We start from the raw sequence: 23,110 nt of genomic DNA, 5'->3' as shown, positions 1-23,110 counted from the left end.
CACAACGGCGTGCCAAGGCAGCGGCTACGGGCAGAAAGCGGTAGCCGCTACCGGACGGTTAGCGCGGGACGACAGGCTTGCGCGCAGGTTTTTTGCCTTTGCCGCCTTTGGCCGCTTCATGGCGCTCTTTGGCAGCCTGCTTGTTACGGGCAAATGCCGCAGCCTTGGCTTGCTCACGCTTGTCCCACGGGTTGCCACCGTCACTGGCGCGTGGCGGCAGCCCGGTGTGCTGGGTGAGGATCTTGGTGGTGGAGTCCTTGGCGACTTTGTGGCTGCCGGCCGGTGTCGAGTTTTTACGACGGGCACTCTGATAGCTGTCAGTGGCGGGCTGATGCAACGGGATCAGCTGGTCCTTGCCCGAACCGATCAGGTCAGCGCGGCCCATGCGGGTCAATGCTTCACGCAGCATCGGCCAGCCTTTGGGGTCGTGGTAACGCAAGAATGCCTTGTGCAGACGACGCTGCTCTTCGCTCTTGACGATGGTCACCGCGTCACTCTTGTACGTGACCTTGCGCAGCGGGTTCTTGCCCGAGTGGTACATCGCCGTGGCCGTGGCCATTGGCGAGGGGTAGAACGCCTGCACCTGATCCGCCCGGAAGCCGTTGCCTTTGAGCCACAGCGCCAGGTTCATCATGTCTTCGTCTTTGGTGCCGGGGTGAGCGGCGATGAAGTACGGAATCAGGTACTGCTCTTTGCCTGCTTCCTTGGTGTACTTCTCGAACATGCGCTTGAACTTGTCATAGCTGCCAATGCCCGGCTTCATCATCTGGTTGAGCGGACCTTCCTCGGTATGTTCCGGGGCGATCTTCAGGTAACCGCCGACGTGGTGGGTCACCAGCTCTTTGACGTATTCCGGCGACTCGACCGCAAGGTCGTAACGCAGGCCGGAGGCAATCAGGATCTTCTTCACACCCGGCAAGGCACGGGCGCTGCGGTACAGCTGGATCAGCGACGAGTGGTCGGTGTTCAGGTTCGGGCAGATGCCGGGGAACACGCACGACGGCTTGCGGCACGCGGATTCGATTTCCGGGCTTTTGCAGGCAATGCGGTACATGTTCGCGGTCGGGCCGCCGAGATCGGAAATGACGCCGGTGAAGCCAGGCACTTTGTCGCGGATCTCTTCGATTTCGCGAATGATCGATTCTTCGGAGCGGTTCTGGATGATCCGGCCTTCGTGCTCGGTGATCGAACAGAAGGTACAGCCGCCAAAGCAGCCGCGCATGATGTTCACCGAGAAGCGAATCATGTCGTAGGCAGGAATTTTTTCCTTGCCGTACGCAGGGTGCGGAACACGTGCGTAAGGCATGCCAAACACGTAGTCCATCTCTTCAGTGGTCATCGGAATCGGAGGCGGGTTGAACCAGACGTCCACTTCGCCATGCTTCTGCACCAGCGCACGGGCGTTGCCCGGGTTGGTTTCGAGGTGAAGCACACGGTTGGCGTGAGCATACAGCACCGCATCGGCACGGACTTTCTCGACGGACGGCAGGCGGATCACCGTTTTGTCACGGGTCATGCGCGGGCTGGCCAGGATCTGCACGACCTTGGCTTCACTCGGGTCTTCAACCGGGCCTTTTTCCTGCTCGATGGCGCAGGCCTGGGTGTCCTGCGTGTTCACGTACGGGTTGATGATCTTGTCGATCTTGCCCGGACGGTCGATACGCGTGGAGTCGACTTCGTACCAGTCTTTGGGCGTGTCACGGCGAATGAACGCGGTGCCGCGCACATCGGTGATGTCTTCGATCTTGTGACCGTACGACAGGCGTTGAGCCACTTCGACGATCGCGCGTTCGGCGTTGCCGTACAGCAGGATGTCGGCACATGCGTCGATCAGGATCGAGTTGCGCACGCGGTCTTGCCAGTAATCGTAATGCGCGATACGACGCAGGGAAGCCTCGATACCGCCCAGGACAATCGGCACATGTTTGTAGGCTTCTTTACAGCGCTGGCTATAGACCAGGCTCGCGCGGTCCGGACGTTTGCCCGCCATGCCGCCGGGGGTGTAGGCGTCATCGGAACGGATTTTTTTGTCCGCGGTGTAGCGGTTGATCATCGAATCCATGTTGCCGGCGGCGACGCCGAAGAACAGGTTCGGCTCACCCAGTTTCATGAAGTCGTCTTTGGACTGCCAGTTCGGCTGGGCGATGATGCCCACGCGAAAGCCCTGGGACTCCAGCAAACGACCAATGATGGCCATGCCGAACGACGGGTGATCGACATACGCATCACCGGTCACGATGATGATGTCGCATGAATCCCAGCCAAGCTGATCCATCTCCTCCCTGCTCATTGGCAGGAATGGCGCTGGCCCGAAACATTCGGCCCAGTACTTGGGATAGTCAAAAATTGGCTTCGCTGCTTGCATGTCGATGACCGGTGTTGAGTGCAAAAAAGGACGCGACATTTACGGAGAAATTCGCGGGCGCGGAATATAGCACAAAAAATAACCAATTCCGACGGCAATGGTCGGCTTTCCCCCTAACCCTTTCGCGGCGCTTGCCTGTAGAGGTTCGGGCCGGGCATTTGGGGCTATATACCTAACCCCTTTACGAAAAATCCATGGATAGCCTGAGGCGACCCAACGCCTTCCATGGATCAGCCAATGAACGAGCCCGATCAAACAACCACAAGTGAGCCTGCCCCCGAGCCCATCCCGCTGGCGCATGCCGACTTCATTTCGTCCCAGTTACCTGAATGGGTGACCCAGGCTCCGCACGCTGTCCGCCAGGCATTGCGTAGCAGCCTGATCAACAGCAATCAATCGCGCCACGAGTTGAAAGCGCTGCTGGACGAAGTCCAGAGCCCGCAGGCTTTTTGTCAGCCTTTATTGGATGCAGCCTTGCGACAAACATTTCTTGGCGCGCTCGATGATAAGAAGCACCTGTTTGTGCGGGACTTGAAAAACAGTCATTTGCTCGGGCTCATCAAAACCCATGTGGGGTTTTCCATGCATTCACTGCTGGAAGCGGCCATGCAGAATTTCCAGCCTGACGAGGCCGAAGAAGGCGGGTTTGAGACGGGCACGGGCCTGTATCCGAAAACAACACCGCTCAAGGCGCCCTTGAACCTGTCAGCGACCCGATTTGCACGCATGTGCCGCTCTCTGGATCTGGGCAGTCAGTATCAGCGCCACCTCAATGAACGCTTCGATCCGCTGCTCGGCTCCCAGGCCAGGCGCACACAGGATCAAGTAAGAAAGCTGTTCGCCCAGAAGGAAAAAGATGCGTTTGAGTGCGCCGCGCACATTGCTTTGCTTCGGGACAAACTGAGCAGTTCCATTTATCAGTCCTTGCTGGATCTGCACCGTGAAGGCCGGCATTCAAGCCTGTTGTGCAGCCACTTAACCATCAATGGCGTGGCGTTACCCAGCGTGCTGGTCATCAACGACCGACATGTCGCTCATCATGTATTGCTGTATACCCCGAACGATCCCTTCGCCCTGTTTCGTCAGCATGCGTCGATGGCGCAACTTGAATCCGAGCTTGCCAAACGCCTGAGAAACCCGCGCTACCTCGCACTGTTCAACCGACTCGTGCCACACCGACATCAAGGCACGCTGTTTACTGTTTCAGGCACCACCATGGACATCCTGCCGGGGAAGTACTCTCGCGGCGTTATTGCACCTCATATTGATCAGTTGGTGACCCGAACAGATATCCAGTGCGATGTATTCGAAGCCATCGCTCAACAACAGATCAATCAAATTAAAAGCTATGCGAAGGCCTTGGTCGTCTCCACAGGCGAGACCGACAGACGCGCTCGTGAACAGCGACTTGAGCACTACCGCGAGATCGGCAAAACCTTGTTGTTTTTCGCGGCTTCATTTATTCCCGTGGTTGGCGAAGTGTTACTGGTGGTCACGGGCGCGCAGTTGATAAGTGCTGTCTATCACGGCATCGAGGCCTGGAGCCGCGGCGACAGCGACGAAGCCTTGAACTGCCTGATGGATGTGGTCGACAACGTCGCGCTGGCAGTGGTTACCGCAGGCGCGGTCAAAACGGCTGGATTCACGGCCGGTTTGGTCAGGGTAAAAATGGGCAACCAAAGCACCCGGTTGTGGAATCCCGACCTCACACCTTATCGCCATCTCAATCAACTACCCGAAGAGGTCATTGCAGATGGTCAGGGGTTGTACCTGCACGATCAGCAACATTACGTAAAACTGGACGACCACCTGCACGCCGTTAACCGAGACCCGAAGACCGGGCTCTGGCAACTGGTACATCCCTACACTGAAGACGCTTACAGGCCGACGTTACTCACGAATGGCAAAGGCAGCTGGCGCTTGGAGCATGAGAATCCACAAGGTTGGGATCTGTTGAAGCTCCTGACGCGGCTGGTCCCTGAAACCTCAAATATCACCCGCCCCAACGTGGCGTCGATTCTGCATATCGCGGACGAAGACGGCGCCACACTGGTGCAACTTCATCAAGAGGTCTTGCGGCCACCCCCTTTACTGCGCGATGTGATCAAACGCTTCAATCTGGATGCCGAAATAAACACATTCGAACTCAACCATGCGGATGGAACGCAACAAACCGCTCACTCACCCCTCATTCAGTTTTACCTGACGGCCTCGCTGCCGGAATGGCCAAAAGACCGGGTTTTACAGGTCATGGATTCACAGAACAAAACAGTCTTGGCGCATGGCAGTTCTGGCCCAGCACTCAAGGTTCCATTAGCGCGTTTTGCAAAAGGCCAGCTCTTGCACACGCTGGCAGAACAACTGCCTTCCGATACCCTGGACAACCTCGTCACCCCCATTGAAGTGCCTGCAGATGCCCTACCTTATTTCAGCGACATCGATAAGCTGGCCATTCGTCTGACCGATGAATTAGATGCGAACAAGCATCAGTTGTTGACGTCGCTGTACAAGCACAGCGAAGCCCCCACGTCGAGCATGGATTTGCACCTGCGCAACCTGCGGCCGGAATTGTCGCAGAGCCATCGCGAAGAGCTAATTGCAGTGCTCAGCGACGAGCAGGTGGAGGCGCAACTCACGCACAACAAGCCACTCGATGACCTGCAGCGCTGGGAAGCAGACCGCTACGCGCAACAGCTCAGTGCGAGCCGTATCAAGGAAGGGATACACCTGGACTCAGCCTCCACGCCCGAAAGCGTGATCAGCATTCTGGCCCTGCTTGAGCGGTTACCGGGTTGGCCCGCATCACATCGTCTGGAAATACGTCAGGGTTTCTCCAGCGGAACACTGGAAGGCGGCGCAGGCGAAATGCGCGAAACAGGCCGCTACATTCTCGCCCCCAAGGGCGAACTGTTCGTGCCCCATTACTCAACTGGCGAGCCGTTGAGTGGCGCCACGGACCTGTATAAAGCAATCGAACTCACGTTGACCCCAACGCAACGTTCGGCGCTTTACGAAGCAACCCATAGTCGTTCGCTAAAACAGGCCGTTCGTGAACTCAGCCTCAGGGACATGGACAGTCACTGGTTGCCAACCAGGGGGCTACGCCCAAAGGTCATCCCGGACTCATCAGCCGGACACCCGTTCGATCCATTATTCGCCGATCCAACCCCCCCGAAGGCACTCACGAAAAGAGCCGACGGAATCTATGAGGGCCCGCCCCAGACGGATGGTTTCTCCCGGCACTACGTATTTGAAGGTGAACGGTTTTACCGCATCAGGTCTGACCCATGGGGGTGGCAATTGATTGATGCCCGCAGCCCGTCAAGAGCCTACAAACCGTATGTCCGCAAAAACGCGCAAGGCATGTGGGAAATCGACCCACAGAAGGGGAAGTTGCTGGGAGGAATGCCGGACTCGCCTTTAATCCGTCGTGCCGCCGAAGCCGGGGAAAGCCAGCCGCCCCACAGCCCCACCGGCGGATTGGAGTCTACGGATGACGAGCTTGAGTCGATGGTCTCCACAGACGATGAGTTTGAATCGGCGCGCTCCTCCGACGAATACGCCTCGGCCGATGAAAGCATTTCATCTGAGCCCTTCAGCTTTACGGAACTCCGAAAAATGCGTTCACAAGAAAACTATCAACACAGTCAGAACTACCGCCGCGTCTATAACCGATACAACAATGGCAGGTATCCGATCCGTGACATTGATGGCCGCCCCTTACGCATACGCTTCATGCAGGCGATTGGTAAGTCCCTGACTTCTGACATCAGAATCCCCAAAAGCAAAATTACGCCCTACATTCAGTGGCAAGGGTACGAAAAGGTCGCTCGTCTCTATGAAGAAAAAATGGAGGTGACCACGTTCACGGCAGCGCATCAGAAATTCCCGCAGGAAGCCGCACTGATAGGAGAAAAGACGGTGATTGCCCGGCGAACGCTTCAAAAGCATGAAGTGCTGGGACTTTACGGCGGGGAATTACTGCCCAGGACCGTGGCTACTTATCGTCAGGACCCTTATCTGTTATCCGTCGAACCTCACCACCTACCTAAACCTGGCGAGCGTGCACCCGCCGCGATAACCAATGATGTATTGCTCTCTGGCGACAACATCACGTCACGCATCAATACAATTTTTGAGTACGAAGAGGACTCCCCCGTCCGGCAGGCCACGTCCGGTTACAACGTCGAGGCCGTACCGTTTGATATGGACGTACAAAAAGGCACCCAGCCCATGCAGCGCTTGCAATTGACTGCTTTGGTCACCAATGACGTGATCCCTGCGGGTACAGAGTTGCGCTGGAACTACCAGTACAGCGAGCCCGTCATCAAAAAGATGTTCGCCCCGCCCCCCTCCTGACACGGGCTGAAGCGGCTTACTCGTCGTCGAAGTTGTAACTGCCGGGCGCCAGGTTTTCAAAGCGGGTGTATTTGCCGATGAACGCCAGACGGGCCGTACCGATCGGCCCGTTACGCTGTTTACCGATGATGATTTCAGCCACGCCCTTGTGCTCGGTTTCGGGGTGATACACCTCGTCCCGGTACACGAACATGATGACGTCGGCGTCCTGCTCGATCGCTCCGGATTCACGCAAGTCGGAGTTGATCGGGCGCTTGTTGGGGCGCTGCTCAAGGGAGCGGTTGAGCTGTGACAGTGCCACCACCGGGCAGTTGAATTCCTTGGCCAGTGCTTTCAAGGAACGCGAAATCTCGGAAATTTCGTTGGTCCGGTTATCGCCGCCCGAACCCGGGATCTGCATTAATTGCAGGTAGTCGATCATGATCAGGCCGATGTCGCCATGTTCGCGCACCAGGCGCCGTGTCCGCGCCCGCATCTCAGACGGGCTGATACCGGCCGTGTCATCGATGAACAGTTTGCGGTCGTTAAGCAGATTGACGGCCGAGGTCAACCGCGGCCAGTCATCGTCTTCGAGCCGGCCCGCACGCACTTTGCTCTGGTCGATGCGGCCCAGGGACGAGAGCATACGCATGATCAGCGATTCACCTGGCATCTCCAGGGAGTAGACCAATACCGCTTTTTCACTGCGCAACACGGCGTTTTCAACCAGGTTCATCGCAAACGTGGTTTTACCCATCGAGGGACGACCGGCCACAATGATCAGGTCGGCCGGCTGCAAGCCGCTGGTCATGTTGTCGAGGTCGGTGTAGCCAGTGGACAACCCGGTGATGGCGTTGTCGGTGTTGAACAGCGTATCGATCCGGTCAATGGCCTTGGTCAGCAAGTCATTGACGCTGACCGGGCCGCCGGTTTTAGGCCGGGCCTCGGCAATCGCGAAGATCTGGCGCTCGGCTTCATCGAGAATTTCTTCGGCAGTGCGGCCTTCAGGGTTGAACGCACTGTCTGCGATTTCAGTACTGATGCCGATCAGTTGGCGCAATGTCGCCCGCTGACGAACGATCTGCGCGTACGCCTTGATGTTCGCCACCGACGGGGTGTTCTTGGCCAGTTCGCCCAGGTAGCCCAGACCGCCCACTTGCGACGTCTGACCTTCCTTGTCCAATTGCTCGGCAAGGGTCACGACGTCAATCGGGGAGTTCTGGTCCGCCAGCTTGGCGATCGCCCGGAAGATCAGGCGGTGGTCATGTCGATAGAAATCGCCGTCCGATACTTGATCCAGCACGCGTTCCCAGGCGTTGTTGTCCAGCATCAAACCACCGAGCACGGCCTGTTCGGCCTCGATGGAATGCGGTGGCACCTTCAGGGATGCGGTTTGCAGGTCATATTGCTCAGGAGCGGAGATATCGTTCATGGCCACGTGTAATTTTGGGGTGAAAATCAGGGTCTGCAGAAAGACAAAGGGCACGACCTGTGAACAGGATCGTGCCCGATGTTAACCGTCCGACACACAAGGTGCCAGTCAGTCAGACTGCTTAAGCAGCTACCACAACAACGCGTACGGTTGCTTCAACTTCGGCGTGCAGGTGCACGGCCACGTCGAATTCGCCAACGTTACGGATAGTGCCGTTCGGCAGACGAACTTCGCTTTTTGCAACTTCAACGCCAGAGGCGGTCAGTGCATCAGCGATGTCGTGAGTGCCGATCGAACCGAACAGCTTGCCTTCGTCACCAGCGGTGGCAGTGATAGTCACTTCCAGCTCAGCCAGTTGGGCAGCGCGAGTTTCAGCCGAAGCTTTCTTGTCAGCTGCTGCTTTTTCCAGCTCAGCGCGACGCTCTTCAAACGCAGCCAGGTTGGCAGCGGTTGCAGCGGTGGCTTTGCCGTATGGCAGCAGGTAGTTACGACCGTAACCGGCCTTAACATTTACTTTGTCGCCCAGGTTGCCCAGGTTTGCGACTTTTTCCAGAAGGATCAGTTGCATGTGAAAATCCTCTTAACTTTTAACCTTCACCGTTCGCAGAGTCTTTATCGACGTCTTTCGGCGCCAAACGTCCGCGAAAATCAATCAGGCTGTCGACAATGGCCAAAACCACGAGCAACGGATAGATCAGCTGCATAAACAGCAACAGCGTGACGTACAACCCCACCAGCCAAAACTTGGCCAGTCGCTTTTGCGCCACCAGCCCATGAATCAGGGCCAGCCCGGCGAAGAACAACACTACGCTGCACAACGGCGTGAGCATGGCCATTTGTGGTCCGAAGTTCGGACCGACCAGCATGCACGCCAGCAACAGTAGCGCTGGACCCAGCGGTAGGCGGATGCTGCGAAATTCGCTGGCAAAACCGCCCGGGTTGTACAACAACGCTTGCCAATAACGCCCAAGCATCAGGCTCAGCACGCTGACGACCTGCATCAAAGCTGCAATCAAACCGGTCAGGACAGGTGCAATCAGTGCTCCAAGGCGCGCTCGCTCTACGTCAGATAACTTGTCGTAGAGTCCATTGAGGACCTGCGGCAAGAGTTTTTCCAACTCTTGCGCCATCGCACCAATGGGTTCGCGGAAAACCGTGCCCAGGATAACGCCATACACACCACCCAACGCCACGCTGACCAGCAGCACGCGGTGCCAGGGCTGCCCGGCGCGCAAAAACAACGCCAGACCCAGAGTTCCCAGCAGCACCATCAAGGTGCGGGGTTCTCCGATAAACCACCAGACCAAGGCCGGCAGTAACGCCCATGAGAGGATGCTCAACGCATCTCTCGGACCGCGCCGCAGGAGCACAAGGCTACCTGCAGCAGCACTCAACCAGAACAAGAACGGCAATGCCGCACATCCGGCCACGACTAACGTGGCCTGCACACGGCCTCGCATGATGAACTCAGCTAAGGCGCGCATGCTTCAATCCTTTACTGCTTGTCGACTGCCCGGTCTCAGCGGCCGTGGCTGTCGGTGTAGGCCAGCAGGGCCAGGAAGCGGGCGCGCTTGATAGCGGTGGCCAGCTGACGCTGATAACGAGCTTTAGTACCGGTGATGCGGCTTGGAACAATTTTGCCGGTCTCGGATACGTAAGCTTTCAGAGTGTTGAGATCCTTGTAATCGATCTCTTTCACTTCTTCTGCTGTGAAGCGGCAGAATTTACGACGACGGAAGAAACGTGCCATGTAATTGGCTCCTCAAAAGGTCCGTGGATTACTCGTCAGCGTTATCGCTGGCGTCGCTGTTATCGCTGTCATCGCCATCGGCGCTGTCAGAATGCTCAGGACGGTCACGACGCTCACGGCGCTCACTGCGGTTCTCTTCAGCCTTGAGCATCTCGGACTGGCCAGTTACGGCTTCGTCGCGACGGATGACCAGGTTACGGATCACAGCATCGTTGTAACGGAAGTTGTCTTCCAGCTCAGCCAGGGCTTTGCCAGTGCACTCAACGTTCAGCATCACGTAGTGAGCCTTGTGAACATTGTTGATTGCGTAGGCCAGTTGACGACGGCCCCAATCTTCCAGACGGTGGATTTTGCCGCCGTCTTCTTCGATCAGCTTGGTGTAACGCTCTACCATGCCGCCGACTTGTTCGCTTTGATCCGGGTGGACCAAAAAGATGATTTCGTAATGACGCATGAATGCTCCTTACGGGTTGTAGCCTGCCGCTAACTGAAAAGCGGTCAGACAAGGAGTGAATGACACTTGTGTGTCTTGCCTAGAGAGGCACATATGCGCCCGCCATGACGGCAAGGGGCGCAATTGTAGAGAAGGCACAACAGAGGCGCAAGGCAATTGGTGATTATTTGAACAATCAGGCCATGCCTTGCCTGGAGTCGCTACCGCAGAGCGCGGCAGCGGCTACACAGCGGGCTTATTTCTTTTTAGCGGGCGACTTGGCTTTAACGCTGCGCTGACGCAGGGCTTCGAACAGGCAAACACCTGTGGCCACCGAAACGTTCAAGCTGCTGACGCTGCCTGCCATCGGCAAGCGCACCAGGTAGTCGCAATGCTCACGCGTCAGGCGACGCATGCCTTTGCCTTCGGCACCCATAATCAGGATGGTCGGCCCGGTCAGGTCTTGCTCGTACAGCTCCTGCTCGGCTTCACCGGCAGTGCCGACAATCCAGAGGCCGCGCTGCTGAAGCTTTTTCAGGGTCGCTGCAAGGTTGGTCACCGCCACCAACGGGATGACTTCCGCAGCACCACAGGCAACTTTTCGCACCGTCGGTGTCAGCGTTGCCGACTTGTCTTTAGGCACGATGACAGCCAAAGCACCTGCCGCATCGGCAGTACGCAAGCAAGCCCCCAGGTTATGCGGGTCTGTTACGCCGTCCAGTACCAGAATCAGCGGCGCACCTTCGGTACGGTCGAGCAGCTCGTTGAGCATTGCCTCGCCCCACACCTGGCTCGGGCTGACATCAGCCACGACACCTTGGTGTACGCCTTCGACCCACACGTCCATTTCGCGACGCTCGGCATTGCCGACCGGCACGCGATTTTCATCAGCCAGCGTGATCAGCGTCTGCACGCGAGGATCGCTACGACCCTCGGCCAGCCACACTTGCTTGACGCGTTTTGGGTGATGACGAAGCAACGCTTCTACGGCGTGAATACCGTAGATTTTTTCCAACTGACTCATGACTTGGCCTTAGGTTTGCGCGACCCGCCGCTTTTGGCGGCAGGCGCGGCGCCCGATTTTGGCGGGCCTTTACGGTGTTTGCTTGGCTTGGAAGGCTTGCCCGCATCTTTAGCGGGGGCTGCCCTCCCCGACTTTCCCGGCGCCGATGTCCGACCGCCGTTTTTCGATTCGCTCAGCAGCGCCTGCTTCAATTCACGGCTTTTGCGCAGCTCGGCATTTTTGGCCGCTGCGTCGCTTGGGCGATAGGCGTCGTCCGAGTTTTTGCTGGATTTGGCAGGTGCGCGACGTGGCGCCTTGGCGGGCTCAGCCACTTTCTCAGTGTCGTACCCGCTTGGCTTTCCGGCTGGCTTGGTCGATTTGACGGCCGGTTTCTCAGCCCCACGATTTTTACGACCGATTGGCGCGCTGAGGGTTTTCTCAGCCATCTCGAAGTCGATCTTGCGCTCGTCGAGATCGACGCGCATGACCCGCACTTCAACGGTGTCGCCCAAACGGAAGCTACGGCCAGTGCGCTCGCCCGCCAGGCGGTGGTGCACAGGGTCGAAGTGGTAGTAGTCACCCGGCAAGGCCGTGACATGCACCAGGCCTTCGACGTAGATATCGGTCAGTTCCACGAACAGGCCAAACCCGGTCACGGCCGTGACAACGCCCGGGAACGACTCGCCTACGCGGTCTTTCATGAACTCGCACTTGAGCCAGTTGGTCACGTCACGCGTGGCTTCGTCGGCACGGCGCTCGCTCATGGAGCATTGCTCACCGAGCTGTTCGAGGGCGGCTTCGTCGTACGGGTAAATACGCGCTTTGGGAATGGTCATCGCACCTGCACGGCGAACGTGCGGGGTGTCCATTTTGGAGTGGATCACGCTGCGAATCGCACGGTGCGTGAGCAAGTCCGGGTAGCGACGGATAGGCGACGTGAAGTGCGTGTAGGCTTCGTAATTCAGGCCGAAGTGGCCCTGATTATCAGCGCTGTATACCGCCTGGCTCAGGGAACGCAGCATAACGGTCTGGATCAGGTGGAAATCCGGACGGTCTTTGATGCTGGCCAACAAGGCCTGATAATCCTTCGGCGTAGGGCCGTCCTTACCTTTATGCAAGGTCAGTCCCAATTCACCCAGGAAGGCACGCAGTTTTTCCAGACGCTCTGGCGGCGGGCCATCATGCACGCGGTACAACGCAGGGATTTCGTGCTTCTTGAGGAATTCAGCCGTGGCCACGTTGGCCGCCAGCATGCACTCTTCAATCAGTTTGTGTGCGTCATTGCGGGTGGTTGGGCGAATTTCAGCGATTTTGCGATCAGACCCGAAAATAATGCGGGTTTCCTGCGTTTCAAAATCAATCGCACCACGGGTGTGACGGGCCGCCAGCAAGACCTTGTACAGCGAGTAAAGCTGCTTGAGGTGCGGCACCACGTCGGCGTATTCGCTGCGCAGTTGCTTGGCTTCGCTGGTTTTAGCGTGCTCAAGCATGGTGCTGACTTTGTTATAGGTCAGACGCGCCTGGGAATGGATCACCGCTTCATAGAACTGGTAATCGGTCATTTCGCCGGTTTTCGAGATGGTCATCTCGCACACCATCGCCAAACGATCGACTTTCGGGTTCAGGGAGCACAGGCCGTTGGACAGCTCCTCGGGCAGCATCGGAATCACGCGCTCAGGAAAATACACCGAGTTGCCACGCACTTGCGCTTCAGCATCCAGCGCCGAGCCGATTTTCACGTAACTGGAAACGTCGGCGATGGCCACGTACAGCTTCCAGCCACCGGAGAACAGGCGCAATTTGCCCGGTTTGGCCTCACAGAAGACCGCGTCATCGAAGTCACGTGCATCTTCGCCGTCAATGGTGACGAACGGCAGATGACGCAGGTCGATGCGCTTCTCTTTGTCTTTTTCTTCCACTTCCGGCTTGAGGCGACGCGCTTCTTTTACAACACCTTCAGGCCAGACATGCGGGATGTCATACGTGCGCAGGGCAATGTCGATTTCCATGCCCGGCGCCATGTAATTACCCACGACCTCAAGCACATCACCTTGCGGCTGGAAACGCGGCGTCGGCCAGTGGGTGATCTTCACTTCCACAAACTGACCGACTTTTGCACCGGCGTTGCGACCTGGCGTGACCAATACTTCTTGCTGGATCTTCGGGTTGTCGGCGACGACAAATCCGATACCGCCTTCTTCGAAGTAACGACCCACGATGGTTTCGTGAGCGCGCGATACCACTTCAACAATGACGCCTTCACGACGGCCACGGCGATCCAGCCCTGAAACACGGGCCAGCGCACGGTCGCCATCAAAGACCAGGCGCATTTGCGCCGGGCTCATGAACAGGTCATCACTGCCGTCATCCGGGATCAGGAAACCGAAACCATCGCGGTGACCACTGATGCGGCCGAGAATCAGGTCAAGTTTGTCCACCGGGGCATACGTGCCACGACGGGTGTAAATAAGTTGCGCATCGCGTTCCATCGCTCGCAGGCGACGACGCAGGGCTTCGATCTGGTCTTCCGTGGTAAGACCAAACTCCTCTACCAACTGCTCGCGAGCAGCTGGCGAGCCGCGCTCGGCCAGATGCTGAAGGATCAGCTCGCGGCTAGGGATAGGGTTTTCGTATTTTTCCGCTTCACGTGCGGCCTCGGGATCGAGGGTCTGCCAATCGGCCATTAGATAGTTTTCACCTTGTCTATATGCGGGTTAGTTTGGCATACGCGTATTGAAACGGGAAATGTCGGACTCACTCAGGGCCTTATTAGTCCTTTCTGACGCGCTTTGCGGCTGCCTTGTAACCGTTCGCGAAAAATTTTCGATATTTTTATTCACAACGCTTTACAGGTCAAAGGGCCATCCGTATAGTGCGCGCCATCGACAACGGCAACGTTGAAGATGCTGCCCAGATGGTGAAATTGGTAGACACGCCAGCTTCAGGTGCTGGTGACCGCAAGGTCGTGGAAGTTCGAGTCTTCTTCTGGGCACCAATTTAGAGATGGAGATTAGTACAATCTTCAGCCTCACACAAAAACCCGCGAAAGCGGGTTTTTGCGTTCTAAGCCACTGATTTAATAAAACTAAAACAGGGGTTTACAGAATTAAAAGTGCTCCGTATAGTGCGCCACATCAACAGCGGCAACGTTGCTGATACTGCCCAGATGGTGAAATTGGTAGACACGCCAGCTTCAGGTGCTGGTGACCGCAAGGTCGTGGAAGTTCGAGTCTTCTTCTGGGCACCAATTCAGGTTTACAGCTCTACGCTGCAAATCACTCAAAAAGCCCGCGAAAGCGGGCTTTTTAGTTTCTGTCTTTTGAAACCTCCCCTCTCCCGCCAAGACCTTCTATCCGCTACCTAACGCTGCATTTGATAATCCATCTCAATCGCACTAATATCCGGCCATCTTCAGATCGCTCATGCGTACGCCTGGAACCCCGTGTCCGACACCAACGAAAGGCTTCAACTCTACCTCGCGCATCGCCATGCCCTGGTGGACTATGCCGCCCCCATCGTGGGCTGCCGCGCCAAGGCCGAGGATGTCGTCCAAGACGCCTGGTTACGATTCAGCCAAGGGGCAGACAGCACCAGCCTCTTGACCCAACCCGTTGGCTACCTCTATCGAATCGTGCGCAACCTGGCGTTTGACCTCAATCGCCGCGTCAGCCTTGAGAATCGTCACACCACCCGCGATGATGCGCCCGATGAGCACATGTCCAGCGCACCTTCGCCCGAGCAGCAAGCCCTGCATCTGGACGAGCTGCGCAAATTGCAACATGCTCTGACCCGCCTGCCGGAACGCACCCGCCAAGCGTTCATCCTGCACCGCTTGCAAGGCATGACGTTCCAGCAAATCGGCACACACCTAGGGATTTCTGTCAGCCTGGCCCATCAATTGGTACGCGACGCCCTGACTTACTGCGCGGAACAAATGAGCGATGACTGACTTTTTCGATACGCCGCCACCGGTCGCACCCGCCCACATTTTTGCTTCGGGTGGCGTGTGCCGTGACGTCTGAAAACCCGAACCCGGTCTGGGAGACTGCGCTCGACTGGCTGCTGCTGATTCAGCAACACCCTGACGACCCCGAACTGAGCACACAGCTGAACGCCTGGCGCGCCAGCGCACCCGAACATGACGCGGCGTACCGCAAAGCCCTGAAAGTCTGGCGCCTGAGCGGCGAGGCACTGAGCCTGCCGCATGAGCCCGCGCCCTCGCCCGTGCTGATGCCCGCGCCTGCACCGCGACACCTCCGTCGGCGCAAACGCTCGCTGATCGGCGCAGCCGTCGCGGCCTGTGCGGTGTTCATGTGGCTGCCGGACTGGCAAGCCTTACGCGCCGACTTTCACAGCCCCACGGCTGAACACCGCGACATCACCTTGAGCGACGGCAGCCACGTACTGCTCGACAGCGACAGCCTGGTGGACGTGCAGTTCGACCCGCAGCAAAGGGAGGTGACGTTGTTGCGGGGCCAGGCGTTTTTCTCGGTACAGCCCGATGCCGCGCGCGCGTTCTACGTCAATGCCGGCCCTGTACGCGTGCAGGTAACCGGGACGGCGTTTGCCGTGAACCTGCAGGGCAGCCGCGTAGATGTCAGCGTTGAAAGCGGCACGGTGGCCGTCAAGACCTCGCAATCATCGTCCACTCCCGATCACCTGCTGCACCACGGCGATCAACTTCGGTATAACGCGTCTGACGACAGCACCCGCCTGGCTCAACTGCCCAACGAGCAGATCGCGCCCTGGCGGCGCTGGCAACTGGTGGCGATTGACCAATCGGTGGAGGACGTAGTCGCACAATTGCGGCGCTATCAGCCGGGACTGATTTTGCTGACAGACAAAACCCTCGGCCAACGCCGTATTACCGCCGCCCTTAACGTGCGCGACCCCAAACGCGCCCTGCAGGCCGCCATCGCGCCACTTGGCGGACAGTTGCAAGACAGCGTGCCGTATACGTTGATCGTTTCGGCAAAACCTTAGCGGCCACACCCGTCCGAGGCGCTAACACGCACTCCCGGGGCGTGCCTGCGCCAGCCTTTTCAGCTTTCAAATTTATTTTCATTTATTTCTGGAAATCCTGTTTCGCCGGGCGTCTTTACCTACGAACGTCACTGATAAAGATTCGCATTAGTGACTATGGCGTTTCATTTCGTAGGTCATCTCATGCCTTCTCCGCGTTTGCGTTGTTGCGTCAGCCTGCCTCGCTCCAGGTCGTTTTGCTTTGCTGCGTGCCTGCTTCTGCCCTCTCTGAGCTGCGCCGCGCTCCCTGAGGCGAAGGCTCAAATGAGCCAGCAACAACTGCGCTTCCAGATTCCGGCCCAGTCGCTGGCCACCGCCCTGATTGCGTTCTCACACCAGTCCGGCTGGCAAGTCAGCGCGGAAAGTACACTGCTGGCCACCCACGACAGCGCGGCCGTGAACGGCCACATGAGCCCCGAGAAAGCCCTCGCCCGCCTGCTCAGTGGCAGCGGCCTGCAATGGGAGGCCACCTCCGCCGACAGCGTGTCGATTCTGCCGCCTGCCGAACACGACGTGCTGATGATCAAAAGCACACCCATTACCGCCATGGACGCGGTGTACCAAGGCGAGCAAGTGATCGACCGGCAAATGATCGACAGCCTGCCGTCCGGTAATGGCGACATCACCAGCCTGCTGCGCACCAACCCTAACGTGCAGTTCGATAACAATCAGCTCAACAGCAAATCCCCCGGCGAGATCGCCCCGGCCAACATCAGCATCAACGGCGCACAGCCCTGGCAAAACCTGTTCATCGTCGACGGCATGAACATGAACAACGACCTCGACCCTGGCAACACTAACGATGACATGGACGAAATACCGGGTCGCAGTCAGGGTCTGGCCCTCGACACCGACCTGCTCAATGACATCAAGGTCTACGACAGCAACGTGCCCGTCGAATACGGCGGCTTCAACGGCGGCGTGGTCCAGGCCGACACCCGCGACCCGAGCATGGACCTGCACGGCAAAGTGTCGGTGCAGATGACGCGCTCCGAATGGACCCGTTATCACCTCAATGAAGACGACCCGGATCTGGAGAATTACGAAGCCGGGTTCGGTAACAGCTCCCAGCCGAAATTCAAAAAAATCATCACCCGCGCCACGCTCGAAGGGCACTTGACCGACAACTTCGGCTTGCTCGGCAGCTTCTCGCGCAAGGACTCCACTATCCCGACCCGCGTTTTTTCAGTTTCCAACCAGACGCAAACAGCCAATGCCTCCGAGGTTCAGACCCGACGCATCGACAACTATTTCCTCAAGGCCGCCTGGCAAATCAACGAGGACTGGAAGCTGGACATGAGCGTGACCCATGCGCCTGAAACCGCTGAAACCTTCGGCCCGAACGCAATTTATTCCGGCCGCATGATGAAGGCCGGTGGTGACAGCCTCAGCGCGCGCATGGTCTGGAACGCCCCACTGGCCCGGGTTGAGCAAAACCTCAGTTGGAGCCAGATGAACACCTCCCGGACCTCAGACAGCGATTACATGGTGTTCTGGCGCACCTCCACAACCAAAGACTGGACCAATGCGCTCACCGCCACGGAAGGTGGTTTCGGGGATATCGACGAGGCACAGAAAACCCTGGCCTACAAACTCAAGGCGCACTGGAACAGCGTCAACTGGCTGGGTGTCGATCATGCCGTGCAAACCGGTCTGGAGCTGACGCAAAACACGGTGATGTACGAACGCGCCACGCCCTACACCAGTTATTCAGTGGCCAAGGCCACGTCCTGCCCGGCCAATGACCCGTTGTGCTCGATGGGTATGACCGTCAATGGCTGGGAAGGCCAATACGCCAACAAAAAAACCGTGACCCAAGGTAAAACGTCCTTCGACACCCGCTCATGGGCGCTCTATATCCAGGACGAAATGCGCTACAAACGCCTGACGGTACGACCCGGCGTGCGCATCGACGGCGACGACTACATGAAACACGTCACCCTGGCGCCGCGATTTGCCGTGGAACTGGATGTGTTCGGCAACGGCCAGACCCGCCTCACCGCTGGCGCCAACCGGTATTACGGACGCAACCTGTACGCCTACAAACTGCGCGACGGGGTGGCCGCCATGAACACCGAATACACACGCACCAACCCGTCCGCCGATTGGGTAATGAGCAAGCGCACCCCAAACGACAGCAAGTTCAACCAGCTCAAAGTGCCCTATGACGACGAACTCACCCTCGGCCTGAGCCACGTGCAGTGGGACACCGAATTCGCTATCAAATACGTCAACCGCAAAGGGCGCGAACAAGTCAGCCGCGCCTGGGGCTCACAGATCGGAGCGCCCACCGACGACCCCACCACCCTGGCGGCCAATTACTACACCTATTACAACGGCGGCCAAAGCGAAGCCGACATTTACACCCTGACCATCACCCCGCTGCGCCCCTTCATAGTGGGCAGCACCCGCACCACGGGGCAATTCGCCATGGACTGGAGCACGGTGCAAAACACCGGCCTGTCCAACTACAGCGCCAACATTGGCGCCATTTATGTGGAAGACCCGACGATCCAGTACGACGGCAAGTTCATGAAGTATTCGGACATGCCCGCGAGCAATTACAACCGCCCCTGGACGGCACGCCTGACCACCGTCACCGAAGTTGAACCGCTGCACCTGACGTGGAGCAACTTCCTGCGTTACCGCGACGGCTACCGCCGGATCGCGGCCACGGGTAAAACCACAGAGTTTCAGGGCGCTGCCGTGCGCGTCTGGGAAGAGACGCCGTTTTCCGGGGCACTGACCTGGGACACCCGCCTGGCCTGGGAAATGCCCACCGCCAAGGACCAATCGGTGTTCGTCAACCTGGATGTCACCAACCTGCTGGACAAACAAATCGTCAGCACCACCGACACCACGGGCCTGACAACCTTTGAAGTGGGTCGCCAATTCATGGTCGAAGTGGGTTACACATTTTGAAAGCGCTCATTCATCGCAGCGTGCTTGGGCTCTGGCTGGGCGCGCTCGCCTGCACCGCGAACGCGGCTCAACCCTGCGTCGCAGCTGCCGCCGACTACAAAACCTGCATCGCCAATCTGTATCGCCAGCCCGTTGCGCAGTGGCCTGCGCCCACTGTGGACGCCGACGTGCAATGGCAAGAGATGGCCGCGCTCCCTGCCCACGCCCCCGCGCCGCCCGACAACCCGTTCAGCGATGCCAAAGCGGCGCTCGGCAAAAAACTGTTCAACGACCCCAAGCTGTCGCGTTCAGGGCAGATTGCCTGCGCGTCTTGCCATGAAGCCGACCTGGCGTTTGCCGATGGCCGACGCGTGTCTTTTGGCCATGACCGCCAAAGCGGCCGCCGCAATGCCCCCAGCCTGGTGATGAGCGGTTACAGTGCTGCGCTGTTCTGGGATGGCCGCGGCGGCAGCCTTGAACAGCAGGCCATGCACCCGATCATTGACCCGGTGGAAATGGCCTTCGATATTCCGCAACTGCTACAACGGCTCAATTCAGACACGTCCTACGGTACGCAGTTTGCCGAAGTGTTTGGTCCAGGGCCGATCACGCAAGAAAAAACCGCACAGGCTTTGGCAACGTTTCAGCGCACGCTGGTGACGGCCACCCGCACGACCGCGTTCGAACAATTACTGCGCGGGCGCCCGCAGCGCATGAGCGAAGAGCAGCTTTACGGCCTGCATCTGTTCCGCACCAAAGCGCGCTGCATGAACTGTCACTTCGGCCCCGCTTTGAGTGACGAACAGTTCCACAACGTGGGGCTCAGCTATTACGGACGCAAATACGAAGACCTGGGGCGCTACCAAGTGACCGGCAAGCCCGAGGACGTGGGCGCCTTCCGTACACCGTCTCTGCGGCTGGTCAGCAAAACCGCGCCGTGGATGCACAACGGCCTGTTCGTGAATATGGAAGGCACGCTGGCGTTCTACAACATGGGCATGCCGCGCCCACGCCCCAACGCGCAGCAAGCCAACGATCCGCTGTTCCCCACCACCAGCGAACGTCTGAAAGTGCTGAACATGGATAAGGATGAATTACGGGCCTTACGCAGCTTTCTCGACACACTATGAAGGCCAGCGGCATCACAGTTGGTCGCGTTTGCGCAATTGGACGCTGGGTCAAGCGCACTTGAGAAACAATATCGTTTATTATTGTTACAAGTTTTGTAGTACCCAAGCGAGGAACCCAGCGAATGATGCTCCGAAATACCCAGCTTGCGACATTCCTACTGCGCGGCCTGTCGATCGCCGCTCTTGGTCTCACACTCACCGCACCTACCGCCTACGCCGCCGACAAAGTTTCCCTGACGCTCTACAACGGTCAGCACAAGGAAGTCGGTGACAACCTCGCCGCCGCGTTCGAAGCCAAGACCGGCATTCACGTGAATGTGCGCAAAGGCAGCAGCAATCAATTGGCCAGCCAGATCATGGAAGAAGGTGATCGATCGCCCGCCGACGTGTTCTACGCCGAAGAATCCCCGCCCCTGAACAACCTGGGCGAACAGGGTTTTCTGGCCAAGGCTGATGACGCCACGCTGCAAGCCCTGCCCAAGGAATACGTGGCCGCCAATGGCACCTGGATCGGTGTGACTGCACGTACCCGCGTGGTCGCGTTCAACCCGAAAAAGATCGATGAAAAAGACCTGCCAGCGTCGGTGATGGACTTCGCTGACCCCGAGTGGCAAGGCAAGATCGGTTTTGTACCCACCAGCGGCGCGTTTCAGGAACAAGCCGTGGCGATCATCAAGCTGCATGGCCGTGAAGCCGCGGAAGAGTGGCTGACGGGCCTGCGCGCGTTCGGCAAGACCTACACCAACAACATGGTGGCGCTCAAAGCGGTCGAGAACGGCGAAGTGGCGGCAGTGTTGGTCAACAACTACTACTGGTTTGCCTTGCAGCGCGAAAAAGGCCAACTGGATTCCAAGCTGCATTACTTCACCGACGGTGATGCGGGCGGCTTGATTACGGTCTCCAGCGCAGGCGTGCTCAAAGCCAGCAAGCATCCGAAAGAAGCCCAGCAATTGCTGGCCTACATGGCCAGCGAAGAAGGCCAGCGGGTGATTACCAACACCACCGCCGAATACCCGATGCGCAAAGGCATGGTCTCGGAGCGCGGGCTCAAGCCGTTCGATGAGCTGCAACCGCCCAAAGTGACCCCGGCCGATCTGGGCAACGCCGAAGAAGCGCTGGACCTCGAACGCGACGTTGGCCTGCTCTGATGCTTGCGGCCGCCCAACCTGCGCGCTTCACCCTGAAACGTAAAAGGCCTTCCATCTGGCTGCTGCTGCCCGTCCTGTTGCTGGTCGGGTTGAGCCTGTTGCCGTTGCTGTATGTCGGCACCAAAGCCTGGCAGGCCGGGTGGGCGCAAGCGGCGCATATGTTGTGGCGGCCTTATGTGTTCGGCCTGATGCGCAACACGTTACTGCTGATGGTGGGCGTGACCGTGACCTGCGCGCTGGTCGGGCTGTCACTGGCGTGGTTGCTCGAACGCAGCAACCTGCCGGGACGCCGCCTATGGGGGGTGATTTTGTGCCTGCCGTTCGCGGTCCCGGCGTTTGTCAGCAGTTTCACCTGGGTGTCGCTCAGTTCCAGTTTTGAAGGGTTGGGCGGCGCCATTCTGGTGATGAGCCTGTCCAAATACCCGCTTATTTTCCTGCCGGTTGCGGCCACATTGCGCAACCTCGACCCAGCCCTTGAAGAGTCGGCCCGGACCTTGGGCCAGAATCGTTGGGGCGTGTTTTTCAGGATTACCCTGCCGCTGCTGTGGCCGTCGTTGCTGGCCGGTTCGCTGCTGATTGCCCTGCACATGCTGGTGGAATTCGGCGCGCTGTCGATCATCGGCCTGCAAACCTTCACCACCGCGATTTATCAGCAATTCGAACTGGAATTCAGTAACGCCAATGCGGCGATGCTGTCAGCCGTGTTGCTGGTGATGTGCCTGACGTTGTTGTGGCTGGAGCTCAAAGTGCGCGGCAAGGGGCGTCATGTACGCATCGGCCAGGGCGCTGCGCGTCACGCCGGACAAGTGCGTCTGGGCAAATTGGCGCTGGCGGGGCAAGCGTATTGCCTGGCGCTGGCGATCATTGGCAGCGGCATTCCGTTGGGCATGCTGGTGTACTGGCTGGTTAAAGGCAGCTCGGCGGCGTTCCCAATGGCTGAAATCGGTGAAGCGTTGTTCTCGTCGCTGTCTCTGGCATTGGGCGGTGCAGCGCTGTGCCTGCTGCTGGCGGTGCCGGTGGGGTTGCTGGTGGTGCGTTATAAAGGTCAGTTGGCGATTTGGGCCGAGCGCTTGCCGTATCTGCTGCACGCCTTGCCGGGTCTGGTGATTGCCTTGGCCTTGGTGTACTTCGCGCTGCATTACGTGCCGGCGCTGTACCAAACCTCGACCTTGCTGCTGATCGCATACGCTTTGTTGTTTTTGCCGCTGGCACAAGCCCCGATCCGCACGGCACTGAACAAAGCCGCGCCGCAACTTGAAGAAGCGGCGCGCACGTTGGGAGCCTCATCGTTCTCGGCATTTTGCCGCGTGACATTGCCGATTATCTTCCCGGCGCTGGGTGCGGCGTTTGCGCTGGTGTTCCTCGATGCCATGAAAGAGCTAACCGCGACCCTGCTGCTGAGCCCGACCGGGCTGAACACGCTGGCCACGCAAGTGTGGTCGCACACCTCAAACATTGAGTTTGCCGCCGCAGCGCCGTATGCGGCGCTGCTGATCCTGGTGTCGGGGCTGCCCGTGTATTTGCTGACCACGCGGATGTATTTGAGCCGCTGAACAGCACGCCATCACGCCACCCTCTCCCACCGGGG

15 protein-coding genes and 2 tRNA genes are annotated in these 23,110 nt (G+C 58.3%); 9 read left to right on the top strand and 8 right to left on the bottom strand.

Annotation, left to right across the window (positions count from 1 at the left end; genetic code table 11):
* Positions 1-58 precede the first annotated feature (58 nt).
* The gene (locus tag V6F78_RS11630) at positions 59-2,365 is read right to left on the bottom strand and encodes a YgiQ family radical SAM protein (RefSeq protein ID WP_047291668.1); all 2,307 of its coding nucleotides are present in this window, start codon (positions 2,363-2,365) and stop codon (positions 59-61) included.
* Between the two features lie 237 nt (positions 2,366-2,602).
* Here V6F78_RS11630 and V6F78_RS11625 point away from each other — a divergent pair, with 237 nt between their 5' ends.
* Entirely contained in the window at positions 2,603-6,724 is a 4,122-nt protein-coding gene (locus tag V6F78_RS11625) for a dermonecrotic toxin domain-containing protein (protein ID WP_332727275.1), read from the top strand.
* Between the two features lie 16 nt (positions 6,725-6,740).
* Here V6F78_RS11625 and dnaB read toward each other — a convergent pair whose 3' ends face one another.
* From dnaB to rnr, 7 genes are all read right to left on the bottom strand, one after another.
* Positions 6,741-8,135: a replicative DNA helicase gene (dnaB, locus tag V6F78_RS11620; protein ID WP_047273273.1), complete on the bottom strand. Its 1,395-nt coding sequence runs from the start codon at positions 8,133-8,135 to the stop codon at positions 6,741-6,743.
* Between the two features lie 121 nt (positions 8,136-8,256).
* A complete protein-coding gene (gene rplI / locus V6F78_RS11615) occupies positions 8,257-8,703 on the bottom strand; it encodes a 50S ribosomal protein L9 (RefSeq protein ID WP_010563337.1) in 447 nt (148 codons plus the stop codon).
* Between the two features lie 19 nt (positions 8,704-8,722).
* Entirely contained in the window at positions 8,723-9,619 is an 897-nt protein-coding gene (locus tag V6F78_RS11610; RefSeq protein ID WP_047273137.1) for a hypothetical protein, read from the bottom strand.
* Positions 9,620-9,654: 35 nt separating this feature from the next.
* The gene (gene rpsR, locus V6F78_RS11605; protein WP_003171373.1) at positions 9,655-9,885 is read right to left on the bottom strand and encodes a 30S ribosomal protein S18; all 231 of its coding nucleotides are present in this window, start codon (positions 9,883-9,885) and stop codon (positions 9,655-9,657) included.
* 28 nt (positions 9,886-9,913) lie between these two features.
* Positions 9,914-10,339, bottom strand: a complete 426-nt coding sequence (gene rpsF / locus V6F78_RS11600; RefSeq protein WP_003439045.1) for a 30S ribosomal protein S6 — start codon at positions 10,337-10,339, stop codon at positions 9,914-9,916.
* A 235-nt stretch (positions 10,340-10,574) separates the two neighbouring features.
* Positions 10,575-11,342, bottom strand: coding sequence for a 23S rRNA (guanosine(2251)-2'-O)-methyltransferase RlmB (gene rlmB / locus V6F78_RS11595; protein WP_047273136.1), 768 nt, complete (start codon positions 11,340-11,342; stop codon positions 10,575-10,577).
* Positions 11,339-14,005 (bottom strand): ribonuclease R, encoded by a 2,667-nt coding sequence (gene rnr, locus V6F78_RS11590; RefSeq protein WP_094990089.1) that lies wholly within the window; start codon positions 14,003-14,005, stop codon positions 11,339-11,341. Before rnr ends, rlmB begins: the two co-directional genes overlap by 4 nt.
* 224 nt (positions 14,006-14,229) lie before the next feature.
* Between rnr and V6F78_RS11585 the strand changes: the two genes are divergently transcribed.
* From V6F78_RS11585 to V6F78_RS11550, 8 genes are all read left to right on the top strand, one after another.
* A tRNA-Leu gene (locus V6F78_RS11585) sits at positions 14,230-14,316 on the top strand.
* A gap of 165 nt (positions 14,317-14,481) precedes the next feature.
* Positions 14,482-14,568, top strand: a tRNA-Leu gene (locus tag V6F78_RS11580).
* Positions 14,569-14,763: 195 nt separating this feature from the next.
* Positions 14,764-15,270, top strand: coding sequence for a sigma-70 family RNA polymerase sigma factor (locus tag V6F78_RS11575; protein WP_047275104.1), 507 nt, complete (start codon positions 14,764-14,766; stop codon positions 15,268-15,270).
* A gap of 62 nt (positions 15,271-15,332) precedes the next feature.
* On the top strand, positions 15,333-16,304 hold the full coding sequence (locus V6F78_RS11570) for a FecR family protein (RefSeq protein WP_094990088.1): 972 nt from the start codon (positions 15,333-15,335) through the stop codon (positions 16,302-16,304).
* A gap of 156 nt (positions 16,305-16,460) precedes the next feature.
* On the top strand, positions 16,461-19,265 hold the full coding sequence (locus tag V6F78_RS11565) for a TonB-dependent receptor plug domain-containing protein (RefSeq protein WP_442965107.1): 2,805 nt from the start codon (positions 16,461-16,463) through the stop codon (positions 19,263-19,265).
* Positions 19,262-20,374 (top strand): cytochrome-c peroxidase, encoded by a 1,113-nt coding sequence (locus tag V6F78_RS11560; RefSeq protein ID WP_226942022.1) that lies wholly within the window; start codon positions 19,262-19,264, stop codon positions 20,372-20,374. Before V6F78_RS11565 ends, V6F78_RS11560 begins: the two co-directional genes overlap by 4 nt.
* A 122-nt stretch (positions 20,375-20,496) precedes the next feature.
* Positions 20,497-21,522 (top strand): iron ABC transporter substrate-binding protein, encoded by a 1,026-nt coding sequence (locus tag V6F78_RS11555; protein ID WP_047273131.1) that lies wholly within the window; start codon positions 20,497-20,499, stop codon positions 21,520-21,522.
* Positions 21,522-23,075 carry an ABC transporter permease gene (locus tag V6F78_RS11550; RefSeq protein ID WP_047275100.1) on the top strand — a complete coding sequence of 518 codons (1,554 nt, stop codon included), beginning with the start codon at positions 21,522-21,524 and terminating at the stop codon, positions 23,073-23,075. Before V6F78_RS11555 ends, V6F78_RS11550 begins: the two co-directional genes overlap by 1 nt.
* The last annotated feature ends 35 nt before the right edge of the window (positions 23,076-23,110 follow it).

The organism is Pseudomonas sp. ESBL9 (assembly GCF_036668715.1).
Lineage (GTDB): Bacteria > Pseudomonadota > Gammaproteobacteria > Pseudomonadales > Pseudomonadaceae > Aquipseudomonas > Aquipseudomonas lundensis.
Note: the sequence above shows the minus strand (reverse complement) of the source record. Positions and strands in the feature narration are given on the sequence as shown.